The organism is Streptomyces sp. SID8374, from assembly GCF_009865135.1.
Taxonomy (GTDB): domain Bacteria; phylum Actinomycetota; class Actinomycetes; order Streptomycetales; family Streptomycetaceae; genus Streptomyces.
Map to the genome: position 1 here is coordinate 1,245,474 of NZ_WWGH01000001.1, position 14,323 is coordinate 1,259,796.

At 71.2% G+C, this 14,323-nt stretch carries 13 protein-coding genes; 5 read left to right on the forward strand and 8 right to left on the reverse strand.

Annotation, left to right across the window (positions count from 1 at the left end; translation table 11 throughout):
- Positions 1 to 58: 58 nt before the first annotated feature.
- Positions 59 to 2,698, reverse strand: coding sequence for an FHA domain-containing protein (locus tag GTY67_RS05590; RefSeq protein ID WP_161277969.1), 2,640 nt, complete (start codon positions 2,696 to 2,698; stop codon positions 59 to 61).
- A 239-nt stretch (positions 2,699 to 2,937) separates the two neighbouring features.
- On the opposite strand from GTY67_RS05590, the gene serB reads away from it, so the two are divergent.
- The gene (gene serB / locus GTY67_RS05595) at positions 2,938 to 4,239 is read left to right on the forward strand and encodes a phosphoserine phosphatase SerB (protein ID WP_161277970.1); all 1,302 of its coding nucleotides are present in this window, start codon (positions 2,938 to 2,940) and stop codon (positions 4,237 to 4,239) included.
- Between the two features lie 123 nt (positions 4,240 to 4,362).
- Here serB and GTY67_RS05600 read toward each other — a convergent pair whose 3' ends face one another.
- From GTY67_RS05600 to GTY67_RS05610, 4 genes are all read right to left on the reverse strand, one after another.
- On the reverse strand, positions 4,363 to 4,881 hold the full coding sequence (locus GTY67_RS05600) for a histidine phosphatase family protein (protein ID WP_093693188.1): 519 nt from the start codon (positions 4,879 to 4,881) through the stop codon (positions 4,363 to 4,365).
- A 104-nt stretch (positions 4,882 to 4,985) separates the two neighbouring features.
- Complete coding sequence (locus GTY67_RS05605; RefSeq protein ID WP_161277971.1) at positions 4,986 to 5,228, reverse strand: hypothetical protein; 243 nt, start codon at positions 5,226 to 5,228, stop codon at positions 4,986 to 4,988.
- 149 nt (positions 5,229 to 5,377) lie between these two features.
- Complete coding sequence (locus GTY67_RS35285; protein WP_093693186.1) at positions 5,378 to 5,494, reverse strand: SGM_5486 family transporter-associated protein; 117 nt, start codon at positions 5,492 to 5,494, stop codon at positions 5,378 to 5,380.
- 17 nt (positions 5,495 to 5,511) lie between these two features.
- Positions 5,512 to 6,816 (reverse strand): MFS transporter, encoded by a 1,305-nt coding sequence (locus tag GTY67_RS05610; RefSeq protein WP_161277972.1) that lies wholly within the window; start codon positions 6,814 to 6,816, stop codon positions 5,512 to 5,514.
- Positions 6,817 to 6,927: 111 nt separating this feature from the next.
- Here GTY67_RS05610 and GTY67_RS05615 point away from each other — a divergent pair, with 111 nt between their 5' ends.
- Complete coding sequence (locus tag GTY67_RS05615) at positions 6,928 to 7,602, forward strand: FadR/GntR family transcriptional regulator (RefSeq protein WP_093693184.1); 675 nt, start codon at positions 6,928 to 6,930, stop codon at positions 7,600 to 7,602.
- A 49-nt stretch (positions 7,603 to 7,651) separates the two neighbouring features.
- Here the strand turns inward: GTY67_RS05615 and GTY67_RS05620 are convergent, their stop codons facing one another.
- From GTY67_RS05620 to fabG, 3 genes are all read right to left on the reverse strand, one after another.
- Complete coding sequence (locus tag GTY67_RS05620; RefSeq protein ID WP_093693183.1) at positions 7,652 to 8,023, reverse strand: hypothetical protein; 372 nt, start codon at positions 8,021 to 8,023, stop codon at positions 7,652 to 7,654.
- Between the two features lie 186 nt (positions 8,024 to 8,209).
- Complete coding sequence (gene fabI, locus GTY67_RS05625) at positions 8,210 to 8,977, reverse strand: enoyl-ACP reductase FabI (RefSeq protein ID WP_093693182.1); 768 nt, start codon at positions 8,975 to 8,977, stop codon at positions 8,210 to 8,212.
- Positions 8,978 to 8,982: 5 nt separating this feature from the next.
- On the reverse strand, positions 8,983 to 9,702 hold the full coding sequence (gene fabG / locus GTY67_RS05630) for a 3-oxoacyl-[acyl-carrier-protein] reductase (RefSeq protein ID WP_093693181.1): 720 nt from the start codon (positions 9,700 to 9,702) through the stop codon (positions 8,983 to 8,985).
- 237 nt (positions 9,703 to 9,939) lie between these two features.
- On the opposite strand from fabG, the gene GTY67_RS05635 reads away from it, so the two are divergent.
- From GTY67_RS05635 to tyrS, 3 genes are all read left to right on the forward strand, one after another.
- Positions 9,940 to 11,463, forward strand: coding sequence for a TldD/PmbA family protein (locus GTY67_RS05635; RefSeq protein ID WP_161277973.1), 1,524 nt, complete (start codon positions 9,940 to 9,942; stop codon positions 11,461 to 11,463).
- 82 nt (positions 11,464 to 11,545) lie between these two features.
- Complete coding sequence (locus GTY67_RS05640; RefSeq protein ID WP_161277974.1) at positions 11,546 to 12,940, forward strand: metallopeptidase TldD-related protein; 1,395 nt, start codon at positions 11,546 to 11,548, stop codon at positions 12,938 to 12,940.
- Between the two features lie 51 nt (positions 12,941 to 12,991).
- The gene (gene tyrS / locus GTY67_RS05645) at positions 12,992 to 14,263 is read left to right on the forward strand and encodes a tyrosine--tRNA ligase (RefSeq protein WP_093693178.1); all 1,272 of its coding nucleotides are present in this window, start codon (positions 12,992 to 12,994) and stop codon (positions 14,261 to 14,263) included.
- The last annotated feature ends 60 nt before the right edge of the window (positions 14,264 to 14,323 follow it).

The window sequence follows — 14,323 nt, forward strand, 5'->3', positions numbered from 1 at the left end:
CGGCACCCCCTGGGGTGCCGGCCTCGGCGTCGTTCCGTACGAGAGTTCCGTACATGGACTACTTGCGCATGACCTCGGGCTCGTGGCGGCGCAGCAGCCGGGCGACCGCGAAGGCGCAGACGAGGCCGAGCACCAGCAGCACGAAGATGTTGATCCCCCACTGGGCCGCCGAGGCCTCCCAGAGCGGGTCCAGGTCGGTCGGGTTCGCCGGGTCCCACGGCGGCATCAGGTTGGCCAGGTCCAGCGTGGTGCCCGCCGCAGCCACGCCCCAGCGGGACGGCATCAGCCAGGTGAGCTGCTCCAGGCCGGGGGTCCCGTACACCTGGAAGAGGACACCGGTGAACACCAGCTGGACGATCGCGAACATGACCAGCAGCGGCATGGTCATCTCGGACGTCTTGACCAGCGCGGAGATCATCAGGCCGAACATCATCGAGGTGAACCCGAGCGCCACGATGGAGATGCAGATCTCGACGGCCGGAGGCATGAACAGCCCCTCGGCCGGCAGCTCACGGGCGGCGAAGCAGATACCGCAGAGGATGACGCTCTGGAACGCGGTGATCACGCCGAGCACGATCACCTTGGACACCAGATAGGCCGAGCGGGAGAGGCCGGTGGCCCGTTCCCGTTCGTAGATGACGCGTTCCTTGATCAGTTCTCGTACGGAGCTGGCCGACCCGGCCAGGCAGATGCCGACCGCGAGGATCAGCAGGATCATCCCGGCCTTCCCGTTGAACTGGGCCGGCGGGGTGGGCGGGGCCAGTCCGAAGTCCGCCGGGATGACCGCGGCCAGCACACCGATCACCGCGGGCAGCGCCACCATCAGGCCGAGGAAGGCCTTGTCGGAGGCGATGACGGAGGTGTATCTGCGCACCAGGGTCCACAGCTGCGTCCCCCAGCTCTGCGGCTTCGGGGGCCGCATCTGCTGGGGCGGCGGCATGTGGACGGACTGCGCGGCGACGGCGTCGATGTCGGCGGCGTACATCTGGTAGTGCTGCGAACCGCGCCAGCGGCCCGCCCAGTCGTAGTCGCGGTAGTTCTCGAAGGCCGAGAAGACGTCGGCCCAGGAGCTGTAGCCGAAGAAGTTCAGCGCCTCCTCCGGCGGCCCGAAGTACGCGACGGCGCCGCCCGGCGCCATCACGAGCAGCTTGTCGCAGATGGCCAGCTCGGCCACGGAGTGCGTGACGACGAGCACGGTGCGGCCGTCGTCGGCGAGGCCGCGCAGCAGCTGCATGACATCGCGGTCCATGCCCGGGTCGAGGCCGGAGGTCGGCTCGTCCAGGAAGATCAGCGACGGCTTGGTCAGCAGCTCCAGGGCGACCGAGACGCGCTTGCGCTGGCCGCCGGAGAGCGAGGTGATCTTCTTGTCCTTGTGGATGTCCAGCTTGAGCTCGGCGAGGACCTCGGTGATCCGGGCCTGGCGCTCGGCCTCGGTGGTGTCCGCGGGGAAGCGGAGCCTGGCCGCGTACTTGAGGGCCTTGGTGACGGTCAGCTCCTTGTGCAGGATGTCGTCCTGCGGGACCAGACCGATGCGCTGGCGCAGCTCGGCGAACTGCTTGTAGAGGTTCCGGTTGTCGTAGAGGACGTCGCCCTCGTCGGCGGGCCGGTAGCCGGTGAGCGCCTTGAGCAGGGTGGACTTGCCCGAGCCGGAGGGGCCGATGACCGCGATCAGCGACTTCTCCGGGACGCCGAAGGAGACGTCCTTGAGGATCTGCTTGCCGCCGTCGACCGTCACCGTGAGGTGGCGGGCGGAGAAGGAGACCTGGCCGGTGTCGACGAACTCTTCCAGCCGGTCGCCGACCAGGCGGAACGTCGAGTGGCCGACGCCGACGATGTCGTTCGGGCCCAGGAGCGCCGAGCCGGACTTCTGGAGCGGCAGACCGTTGACGTACGTGCCGTTGTGCGAGCCGAGGTCGCGGATCTCGAACCGGCCGTCGGGCGTCGCGTGGAACTCGGCGTGGTTGCGGGAGACCTGGAGGTCGGAGACGACCAGCTCGTTCTCCAGGGCACGGCCGATGCGCATGACCCGGCCGAGCGCCAGCTGGTGGAATGTGGTCGGGCTGCGGTCGCCGTAGACGGGCGGCGCCCCCGCGGCTCCGCCGTGGGCCGGTCCGCCGCCATGGGCCGGGGCGGCCGGCTGGCCGGGGCCCTGCTGGTGCGGAACCTGCTGGTACGGGGCCTGCTGCGGGGCCTCCGGTGCCTGCTGCTGCCACGCCTGCTGGGGCGGGGCCTGGTGGTGCGCGGGTGCCTGGTGGGGCGGGGCCTGGTGGTGCGCGGGTGCCTGGTGGGGCGGGGCCTGGTGGTGGGCGGGTGCCTGCTGTCCGGGCCAGGCGCCGCCCGCCTGCGCATGCTGCTGCGGCTGCTGGTGCTGCTGCGCGGGGGCCTGGTGGGCACCGGCGGCGGAGAGATTCAGTCGCGGGCCGTCGGTGGCGTTGCCCAGGCGCACGGCGGAGCCGGGCCCGATCTCCGTCCGCTGGATCCGCTGTCCCTGCACATACGTGCCGTTGGTGGAGCCGTGGTCCTCGATGAACCAACTCCGGCCGCCCCAGCTGATCGTGGCATGCCGCCACGAGACTCTGGCGTCGTCGATCGTCAGGTCCCCCTGCGGGTCACGCCCCAGGGTGTACGGCCTGGACGGATCGAGCGTCCAGGTGCTGCCATTCAATTCCAGTACGAGTTCCGGCACTCCGCGCCCCACTAGTTGTCCCCCGTGTTACCCCCGTCGCAGGGAGTCTAGGGATGCTGAACATCGTGGGGAACTATTCCAGGAGCAGTCCCTTATCCGAAAGTCGGGCCGGTGAAGAGGGGCACCGAAGCGGAGAAGCGGTGCCATCCCGTAATAAAGGGGACAGTCGGACGGAAGGCCCCCGCGCCCTCCGTCCGCCACTCGGGACGGACGGCCGGGCGTGGGGGCGGGACCGATACGGTGGGAGCACCATGAGCGCATCTCAGCCACCTCAGCCTCCCCCCTCCCCCGAGCTCCCCGAGCCCTCTCGGACCGGCGGCGAGTCCGCCCGGGACAGCGAGGAGTCCCCTCCTCTCGTGGACAACACACCCACCCTTCTCGTCAAGATCTTCGGCAAGGACCGCCCCGGCATCACCGCCGGGCTGTTCGACACCCTCGCCGCCTACTCCGTCGACGTGGTGGACATCGAGCAGGTCGTCACCCGGGGCCGCATCGTGCTCTGCGCCCTGGTCACCTCGCCCACCGCGGGCGGCACGACCGAGGGCGACCTGCGGGCGACCGTGCACAGCTGGGCCGAATCCCTGAAGCTCCAGGCCGAGATCATCTCGGGCACGGGTGACAACCGGCCGCGTGGTTACGGCCGTTCCCATGTGACCGTGCTGGGGCACCCGCTCACCGCGGAGTCGACCGCCGCCATAGCGGCCACGATCACCTCGACCGGCGGGAACATCGACCGCATCTTCCGGCTGGCGAAGTACCCTGTCACCGCCGTCGAGTTCGCGGTGTCGGGGACGGAGACCGCGGAGCTGCGGACCGCGCTGGCGACCGAGGCCGCCGAGATCGGCGTGGACGTCGCGGTGGTCTCGGCCGGGCTGAGCCGGCGGGCGCAGCGGCTGGTCGTCATGGACGTGGACTCCACGCTCATCCAGGACGAGGTGATCGAACTCTTCGCGGCCCACGCGGGCTGTGAGGACAAGGTCGCCGAGGTCACCGAGCAGGCGATGCGCGGCGAGCTGGACTTCGAGCAGTCGCTGCACGCCCGGGTCGCGCTGCTGGCGGGGCTGGACGCCTCGGTGGTGGACAAGGTGCGCGCCGAGGTGCGGCTCACGCCCGGGGCCCGCACCCTGATCCGTACGCTGAAGCGCCTCGGGTACCAGGTGGGCGTCGTCTCCGGCGGTTTCACCCAGGTCACGGACGACCTGAAGGAACGGCTCGGCCTCGATTTCGCCTCCGCCAACACCCTGGAGGTGGTGGACGGCAAGTTCACCGGGCGGGTCGTCGGCGATGTGGTGGACCGGGCGGGCAAGGCCCGGCTGCTGCGGAGCTTCGCCGAGCAGGCGGGGGTGCCGCTGGCGCAGACGGTGGCCATCGGCGACGGGGCCAACGACCTCGACATGCTGAACACGGCGGGGCTCGGGGTCGCCTTCAACGCCAAGCCCGTGGTCCGCGAGGCGGCGCACACGGCGGTGAACGTGCCGTTCCTGGACACCGTGCTCTATCTGCTCGGCATCACCCGCGAAGAGGTCGAGGCGGCGGACGGCCTCGTGGACTGACAGCTCGGCGGCGGGCGGCGCGGCCGCCGGTCTTTAAGGCGTACGGAAGAGGGCCCCGGCACGGGTGGTGTGCCGGGGCCCTGCGCGTTCACATGTGCAGCCGTACGTCGGCGAGGGCGCCGCTCAGTCGTTCGGCGTCCAGTATTCGGTGAGCCTGCCCGCGCCGTGCTCCACGCTCTTCCAGGAGCCGGGGAACTCCACCACGGCGTAGGACGCCGTCGGGAAGCCGTCCCGGGTCATCCGGGCCAGGGTGTCGCCCTCGGCGGAGCCGGAGAGGGCGTCGGCGGCTCCGTGCATGCCCGGGTTGTGGCCGATGACCAGAAGGTTGCGGACCTCGTCCGGGGTCTCGTTGAAGAGGGCGATCAGCTCGCCGAGAGAGGCCTCGTACAGCCTCTCCTCATAGACGGTCCGGGGGCGCTGGGCGAATTCGTGGACCGCCAGTTTCCAGGTCTCCCGGGTCCGGACGGCGCTGGAGCACAGGGCCAGATCGAAGTCGATGCCGGAGTCGGCGAGCCTGCGGCCGGCCACGGGCGCGTCCTTGCGGCCGCGCTCGGCCAGGGGGCGCTCATGATCGGAGGACTGCGACCATTCCGCCTTGGCATGCCTGAGAAGGACGATCCTGCGGGGTGTCTCGACGCTCATACACCTCAGCTTCGCATGAAACGCGGCCTCTGGCGCAGGGTGTTGACGGGCTCATCCGGAAGGTTGACGTGCTGGTCCGGGGTGTGTTCGCCGCGACGCGTGGATCAGGGGGCGAGCAGGTGGAGGGCGCGCTCGATCAGCTGTCCGAGTGCGGGGTCGGCGGTGGCGGCCTGCGCCTGCCCCGGGCTCATGATCATGAGCAGCAGGGCGGCGAACGCGAGGGCCGGGAGCGCCACGGCCCACCAGGGCAGCCGTATCTCCACACGGTCGGCGGCCGACGGGCGGGAGACCGCCGGTCGGCGGGAGGAAGCCGGTCGATGGGGCCTGGGGTGCGCAGGGACCGGCATGTCCGCCTCCGTGGGTGTTCGGTTCGTCACCGAAGAACCTACGGAACGGACCGGGCCGGTCCCATCCGGTGATCCACCCACTTCACCCTGACCCTGGCCCCCTAGGGGACAGGGGGGGCCGGCACCACCATGGGCGGGGCCGCCGGGCGTCAGGGGGAGGCGATCGTGGCGATCACACCGATGACCACCGTGACGAGAAGCATCGCCCCGAAGACGAGGAGGAGCTTCTTCTGACCGTTCTTGGGCTGCGGATCGAGCACTGGCATGGGGCCAGTCTCGCATCTCAGCACTCGTCCTCGACGGTCCGGTCCCGCCCTGCCAGCACTCCGGCCACCATCTGCGGGATCATCAGGCCCGCCATCAGGGCGATCGGCAGCCCCCAGCCGCCGCTGTGCTGGTAGAGCACGCCGACGAGGAGCGGGCCCGGGATCGAGAGCAGGTAGCCGGTGGACTGGGCGAAGGCGGAGAGCCGGACCACGCCCGCCCCGGTCCGCGAGCGCATGCCGATCATGGTGAGGGCGAGCGGGAAGGCGCAGTTGGCCACGCCGAGCAGCACCGCCCAGACCCACGCTCCGGCGGCGGGGGCCAGGTAGAGGCCGCCGTAACCGATCAGCCCGCACAGGCCGAGGACGACGACGATGGGGCCCTGCTGCTTGAGCCGCCCGGCGACCCGGGGGATGACGAAGGCGAGCGGGACGCCCATCGCCATGGTGACCGCGAGCAGGACGCCCGCCGTACCGGCCGAGACCCCGGCGTCGCGGAAGATCTGCGGCATCCACCCCATGGTGATGTACGCGGCGGTCGCCTGGAGCCCGAAGAAGCAGGCGAGCCCCCAGGCGGTCCGGCTGCGGGTGATCCGGAGCGCCGGGGCGTCGGCGGGGCGCGCGGCGGCCGATCCGGGAACGGGCGTTCCCGGCGCCGGGGTCCGGTCCCGTACGAGGACGATCCAGGGCAGCACCGCGAGGGCCGCGAGCACGGCCCAGACGGCGAGCCCGGACTGCCAGCTGCCGCCCATCGCGCTGGTGAGGGGCACGGTGACGGCGGCGGCCAGCGCGGTGCCGAGGGCCAGGGCCATGGAGTAGAGGCCGGTCATGGTGCCGACGCGGTCGGGGAACCAGCGCTTGACGATCACCGGCATCAGGATGTTGCTGACGGCGATGCCCATCAGGGCCAGTGCGCTGGCGGCCAGGAACCCGGCGGTGGAGCCGATGTACGGGCGGATCACCAGGCCCGCCGCGATGGCGGCCATGCCCGCGCAGACGACGGCGCCCGCGCCGAAGCGGCGGGCGAGGCGGGGTGCCATGACCCCGAAGACCGCGAAGCAGAGCGGCGGTACGGAGGTGAGCACGCCCGCCACGCTGCCGCTCATGTGCAGCCCTTCGCGGACCTCTTCGAGGAGGGCGCCGAGGCTGGTGATGGCGGGGCGGAGGTTGAGGGCGGCCAGGACGAGCCCGACGGCGATCAGGCGCAGCAGCCAGGGGGCCGGGGCCTCGGCGGCTCCGGGGAGGTGCGGAGCCGGCGGGCCGGCTGGGGTGCGCGCGGCGCCGCCGCGGTTCAGGGTCTGGGTCTGGGTCTCGTCGTCCGGCATGAGGCCATCATAGAATCATGGGATGATTGGTTGTCCAATCCCGCGGGCCCGCCGGTTCCCCTGGGAGAATCCTCCGGAACCCGACCTCACGGCTCACGAGCAAGGAGCACCATGACGCTCACGTCTCCACGGCGTTCGGCCCTCGCCGACCAGGTGATCGCGCAGCTGCGCAACCAGATCACCTCGGGCGAGTGGCCGGTCGGTTCGCGGATCCCGACCGAGCCGGAGCTGGTCGAACAGCTCGGCGTGGCCCGTAACACCGTGCGCGAGGCGGTGCGGGCCCTGGCGCACAACGGGCTGCTGGACATCCGGCAGGGCTCGGGCACGTATGTGATCGCCACGAGCGAGCTGGCCGGGGTGATGCACCGCCGCTTCGCCGCCGCCGACCCGCGCCACATCGCGGAGCTGCGCTCCACGCTGGAGTCGTCGGCCGCCCGGCTGGCCGCCGTACGCCGTACCGAGCGCGATCTGCGGCAACTCGACACCCTGATGGCGCGGCGAGAGGAGGCGTGGGCCTCGGGGGACGCGGAGGCGTTCGTCGCGGCCGACGCGACCCTGCACCTGGCGGTGGTCGCGGCCTCGCACAACGACGTCCTCACCGAGCTCTACGCGGACCTCGGGGATCTGCTGCGCGACTACCTACGGGGTGACGTGGGACCCGAGCTGCGCCCGGAGAACCATATGGATCACGCGCGACTGGTAGAGGCGATCCGGGCGGGGGACGCGGAGACGGCGGCGGCCGAAGCGGCGAGCCACGCGTTGAACTGCCTGGCGGACCGGGTCTAGCCCGCGGACTCCCTCGGTCCGGCGCCGTCCGGTGTCTGCCCCAGGGCCCTCACAGCGGCGCGGGCCGGTGGCTGACCCAGGCCGTCGCGATCTCCTTCCAGCAGCGGTCCTCCAGCCGTACGGTCCGCCCCGGCGCCACCGCCACCGCCTCGCCGTCCGCGTCGACGTCCCACCAGCGGACGCACTCGGTGTGGAGCTGGACCAGGTCGGTGGAGGGGTAGGGGTTGTGGCAGTACGCGACGACCCGCGAGCCCTCGATCGTCGTACGGCACTCGGAGCCGGCCGGTTCGGGCTCCGGGGGCGCCACCGCCGTACCGGAGTCGGCGCCACTGGCCGCATGGACCCCCAGGGGTACGGCGAGTGCGGCGACGGCCGCCGTCGCGGCCAGCAGGAGACGGGTGCGGCGACGCGTGGGGCGCACAGCGATCTCCCTCCCGCAGCCTGACCAGAAGTCCGGTTCCTCCACATTCTGCGGTGGATCGGCCGACTTTTCGACCGGAGGAGCGATGGGCGGCCACGGACGGTGAACGGCCCCCGGCCGCGTACCGCCTCGAAGAACCAGGAGGAGGTACGCGGCCGGGGGCCGTCTCGCGGAGGTGGAGCGCGGTCAGGCGCCCATCATGTGCACGCCGCTGTCGACGTGGATGATCTCGCCCGTCGTCCGCGGGAAGAAGTCCGAGAGCAGCGCCACGATGCCGCGGCCGGCCGGCTCCGGGTCGGACATGTCCCAGGCGAGCGGGGCGCGGTGGTTCCAGACGTCGGCCAGCTCCGAGAAGCCCGGGATGGACTTGGCGGCCATGGAGCCGATCGGCCCGGCGGAGATCAGGTTGCAGCGCAGCCCGTCCTTGCCCAGGTCACGGGCGAGGTAGCGGGAGGTGGCCTCCAGCGCGGCCTTGGCCGGGCCCATCCAGTCGTACTGCGGCCAGGCGTACTGGGCGTCGAAGGTGAGGCCGACGATCGACCCGCCCTCGCTCATCAGCGGCTTGCACGCCATGGCCAGCGACTTCAGGGAGAACGCCGAGACGTGCATCGCGGTGGCGACGGACTCGAACGGGGTGTTGAGGAAGTTGCCGCCGAGCGCGTCCTGCGGCGCGAAGCCGATGGAGTGGACGACACCGTCCAGCGAACCGAGCTCCTCGCGGACCAGGCCCTCCAGCCGGTCCAGGTGCTCCTGGTCGGTCACGTCCAACTCGATGACCTTGGCCGGCTTCGGCAGCTTCTTGGCGATGCGCTCGGTCAGGGTGGGGCGGGGGAAGGCCGTGAGGATGACCTCGGCACCCTGCTCCTGGGCCACCTTCGCGGCGTGGAACGCGATGGACGACTCCATCAGCACCCCGGTGATGAGGATGCGCTTGCCGTCGAGAATTCCGCTCATGGTGATCAGTGACCCATGCCCAATCCGCCGTCAACGGGGATGACGGCTCCAGTGATGTACGACGCGTCGTCGGAGGCGAGGAAGCGCACGGCGGCGGCGATCTCGTCGGGCTGCGCGTAGCGGCCCAGCGGCACCTGGGACACGATGCCCTTGCGCTGCTCCTCGGTGAGCGCCTGGGTCATGTCGGTGTCGACAAAACCGGGGGCGACGACGTTGAAGGTGATGTTCCGCGAGCCCAGCTCACGGGCCAGCGACCGGGCGAACCCGACGAGTCCGGCCTTGGAGGCGGCGTAGTTCGCCTGGCCCGCCGAGCCGAGGAGGCCGACGACGGAGGAGATCAGGACGACGCGGCCCTTCTTGGCGCGCAGCATGCCGCGGTTGGCACGCTTGACGACCCGGAAGGTGCCGGTGAGGTTGGTGTCGACGACGGAGGTGAAGTCCTCCTCGGACATCCGCATCAGCAACTGGTCCTTGGTGATACCGGCGTTGGCGACCAGCACCTCCACGGGACCGTGCTTCTCCTCGATCTCCTTGTAGGCCTGCTCCACCTGCTCGGCGTCGGTGATGTCGCAGCGGACCGCGAGGACACCGGCCTCGGTGAGGGCCTGGGGCGGCTCGCCGGAGCGGTAGGTGATCGCTACCTGGTCGCCGTTGTCGGCGAAGGCGCGGGCGATGGCGAGGCCGATGCCCCGGTTTCCTCCGGTGACGAGAACCGAGCGGCTCAACGGATCACCCTTTCCTTGGCGGTGTGGTGCGCAGTCCATGGCGGTCTGGTACGTCGAAAACCTATCGGTACCGTGCGCCGATCGAGGAATCGGGCCCTGACAGTGGCTTGTCCGGGGTGCTGTGGGGTTCCTACAGTTCGCACGGTTGCGTGCCGGGCACACGTGTCCGCGATATGCCCGGCTGTCCCCGCCTTCCGCGTGGTTCACTGCCGTCGTGTATCGAGAAGGGAATTCCCTGTGCCCCACGAGGTAGATCAGTCATTCCTGGCCCTGCCGTTGCGCGCGCTGGCCGACGCGGCGCTCGCACGGGCGCGGGCGCTGGGCGCCACGCATGCCGACTTCCGGCTGGAGCGGGTGCGCAGCGCGTCCTGGCGGCTGCGGGACGCGCGGCCCGCCGGGGCCTCGGACAGTACGGACCTCGGGTACGCGGTACGGGTGGTCCACGGCGGGGCCTGGGGGTTCGCCTCGGGCGTCGATCTGACGATGGACGCGGCGGCGAAGGTGGCCTCGCAGGCCGTGGCGATGGCCAAGCTGTCGGCGAAGGTGATCGCGGCGGCGGGCTCCGACGAGCGGGTGGAGCTGGCGGACGAGCCGGTGCACGGGGAGCGGACCTGGGTCTCGGCGTACGACGTCGACCCGTTCTCCGTACCGGACGAGGAGAAGGCGGCGCTGCTCGCCGAGTGGAGCGGGCGGCTGCTGGGCGCGGACGGGGTGGCGCATGTGGACGCGTCCCTGATGACCGTGCACGAGAACAAGTTCTACGCGGACACGGCCGGGACCGTCACCACGCAGCAGCGGGTGCGCATCCAGCCGCAGTTCACGGCCGTGGCGGTGGACTCCGCGACCGGTGAGTTCGACTCCATGCGCACCGTCGCCCCGCCGGCCGGGCGCGGCTGGGAGTACCTGACCGGGACCGGCTGGGACTGGGACGCCGAGCTGGAGCAGATTCCCGGGCTGCTGGCGGAGAAGATGCGGGCGCCGAGCGTCGAGGCGGGGGCGTACGACCTGGTCGTCGACCCGTCGAACCTCTGGCTGACCATCCATGAGTCGATCGGCCACGCCACCGAGCTGGACCGGGCGCTCGGTTACGAGGCGGCGTACGCGGGCACGTCGTTCGCCACCTTCGACCAGCTGGGCAAGCTGACGTACGGCTCCCCCGTCATGAACGTGACCGGTGACCGCACCGCCGAGCACGGCCTGGCGACCATCGGGTACGACGACGAGGGCGTCGAGGCGCAGTCCTGGGACCTGGTCAAGGACGGCACCCTGGTCGGCTACCAGCTGGACCGCCGGATCGCGAAGCTCACGGGGCTCGGCCGCTCCAACGGGTGCGCGTTCGCGGACTCGCCGGGCCATGTCCCCGTACAGCGCATGGCAAATGTGTCGTTGCGGCCGGACCCGGGCGGGCTGTCGACGGAGGACCTGATCGGCGGGGTGGAGCGCGGGATCTACGTGGTCGGCGACCGGTCCTGGTCGATCGACATGCAGCGCTACAACTTCCAGTTCACCGGACAGCGGTTCTTCCGCATCGAGAACGGCAGGCTCGCCGGGCAGCTGCGCGATGTGGCGTACCAGGCGACGACGACGGACTTCTGGGGCTCCATGGAGAAGGTCGGCGGCCCGCAGACGTACGTGCTCGGCGGCGCGTTCAACTGCGGCAAGGCCCAGCCGGGCCAGGTCGCGGCGGTCTCCCACGGCTGCCCCTCCGCCCTCTTCCGAGGCGTGAACATCCTCAACACGACGCAGGAGGCCGGACGATGAGCGGCGACCACGGAACCGGCTGGGGGTCCGGGGGTCGTCCCCCGGGCAGGCACAGTCTCAACACGACGCAGGAGGCCGGACGATGAGCCGCGTCAGCAAGCCGTACGAGATCGTCGAGAAGGCCCTGGAGCTGTCCACCGCGGACGGTCTGGTGGTCATCGCCGACGAGCACTCCTCCGCCAATCTGCGCTGGGCGGGCAACGCGCTCACCACGAACGGGGTGACCCGGGGCCGGACCCTCACCGTCATCGCGACCGTCGACGGGGCCAAGGGCACCGCCTCCGGCGTCGTCTCCCGGTCCGCCGTGACCGCCGACGACCTGGAGCCGCTGGTGCGGGCCGCCGAGGCCGCCGCCCGGGGCGCGGGTCCCGCCGAGGACGCGCAGCCGCTGGTCGGCGGGGTGCCCTCCTCCCCCGACTTCACGGACGCACCGGCCGAGACCGGCTCCGAGGTCTTCGCCGACTTCGCCCCGGCCCTCGGCGACGCCTTCGCCCGGGCCCGCTCGGGTGGCCGCGAGCTGTACGGGTTCGCGAACCACGAGCTGACCTCCACCTACCTGGGTACGTCGACGGGGCTGCGGCTCCGCCACGACCAGCCGACCGGGACGCTGGAGCTGAACGCCAAGTCCCCCGACCGGACCCGTTCCGCGTGGGCGGGCCGGTCGACGCGGGACTTCAAGGACGTCGACCCGGCGGCGATGGACGCCGAGCTGGCGCAGCGGCTGCGCTGGGCGGAGCGGCGGATCGACCTGCCCGCCGGGCGGTACGAGACGCTGCTGCCGCCGACCGCCGTGGCGGACCTGCTGATCTACCAGCTCTGGTCGTCCACCGCGCGGGACGCCGTGGAGGGCCGGACGGTGTTCTCCCAGCCGGGCGGCGGCACGCGGCTCGGCGAGACGCTGGCCCCGCTCCCGCTGACCCTGCGCAGCGACCCGCACGCGCCGGGTCTGGAGTCGGCGCCGTTCGTGATCGCCCACTCCTCCGGCGACAGCGCTTCCGTCTTCGACAACGGGCTGCCGCTGGCCCCGACGGACTGGGTGCGGGACGGAAAGCTGGAGCGGCTGACGACGACCCGGCACACCGCCGCCCTCACCGGGCTGCCGGTCGCCCCGGCCATCGACAACCTGGTGCTGGACGGGGGCGGTGAGCGGTCGCTGGAGGAGATGGTGGCCGCGACGACCGGGCGGGCGCTGCTGCTGACCTGCCTCTGGTACATCAGGGAGGTGGACCCGGCGACGCTGCTGCTGACCGGGCTGACCCGGGACGGCGTCTATCTGGTGGAGGACGGCGAGGTGGTCGGCGAGGTGAACAACTTCCGGTTCAACGAGTCGCCGGTGGACCTGCTGTCGCGGGCCTCGGAGGCGGGCCGTACGGAGAAGACGCTGCCGCGCGAGTGGGGCGACTGGTTCACCCGGGCCGCGATGCCCGCGCTGCGCATCCCGGACTTCAACATGAGCTCGGTCAGCCAGGGGGTGTGACCCGCCTAGACTGACTCTTAAACCCCTACACCTGCAAGGAGCACCGGAACCGTGACGGACATCGTCGACGAGCTGAAGTGGCGCGGGCTGTTCGCCCAGTCCACTGACGAGGACGCATTGCGCAAGGCTCTCGCGGACGGTCCCGTCACCTTCTATTGCGGCTTCGACCCGACCGCCGCGAGCCTGCACGTGGGGCACCTCGTGCAGGTCCTCACCGTGCGCCGGCTCCAGCAGGCGGGTCACCGCCCGCTCGCCCTGGTCGGCGGGGCCACCGGTCAGATCGGTGACCCGCGCCCGACCGCCGAGCGCACGCTGAACGACCCGGAGACCGTCGCGGCCTGGGTGCAGCGGCTGCGGGAGCAGATCGAGCCCTTCCTCACCTTCGAGGGCCCGAACGCGGCGACGATGGTCAACAACCTGGACTGGACCGCGGGGATGTCCGCGATCGAGTTCCTGCGGGACATCGGCAAGCACTTCCGGGTCAACAAGATGCTCACCAAGGACTCGGTCGCGCGCCGGCTGGAGTCGCAGGAGGGCATCAGCTACACGGAGTTCAGCTACCAGCTGCTCCAGGGGATGGACTTCCTGGAGCTGTACCGCCGCTACGGCTGTGTCCTCCAGCAGGGCGGCAGCGACCAGTGGGGCAACCTCACCGCGGGCATCGACCTGATCCACCGGCTGGAGCCGGGTGCCACCGTGCACGCGCTGGCGACGCCGCTGATGGTGAAGGCGGACGGGACCAAGTTCGGCAAGTCCGAGAGCGGTGCCGTCTGGCTGGACCCGGAGATGACCACGCCGTACGCGTTCTACCAGTTCTGGCTGAACGTGGACGACCGGGACATCTCGCGGTACATGCGCATCCTCAGCTTCAAGAGCCGTGCGGAGCTGGAGGAGCTGGAGCAGCTGACCGAGGAGCGGCCGCAGGCGCGTTCGGCGCAGCGGGCGCTGGCCGAGGAGCTGACCACGCTGGTGCACGGCGGTGCGCAGTGCGCGGCGGTCATCGCGGCGTCGAAGGCGCTGTTCGGGCAGGGTGATCTGGCCGAGCTGGACGAGGCGACGCTGAGTGCGGCCCTCTCCGAGGTGCCGCACGCCCGGGTCTCCGAGCTGGGCCCGCTGGTGGACCTCCTGGTGGAGGTCGGCCTCGCGCCGAGCAAGTCGGGTGCCCGGCGCACGGTCAAGGAGGGCGGCGCGTACGTGAACAACGTGAAGGTCGCCGACGGTGAGGTCGCACCGGCCGCCGGGGAGCTGCTGCACGGGCGCTGGCTGGTGCTGCGCCGGGGCAAGAAGAACCTGGCGGCCGTGGAGGTCGTCCCGGCCGGCTGACACACCCGGCGTACCACTGGACGACGCCGCGGCCGGACACGCGTTTCCTCGCGTGTCCGG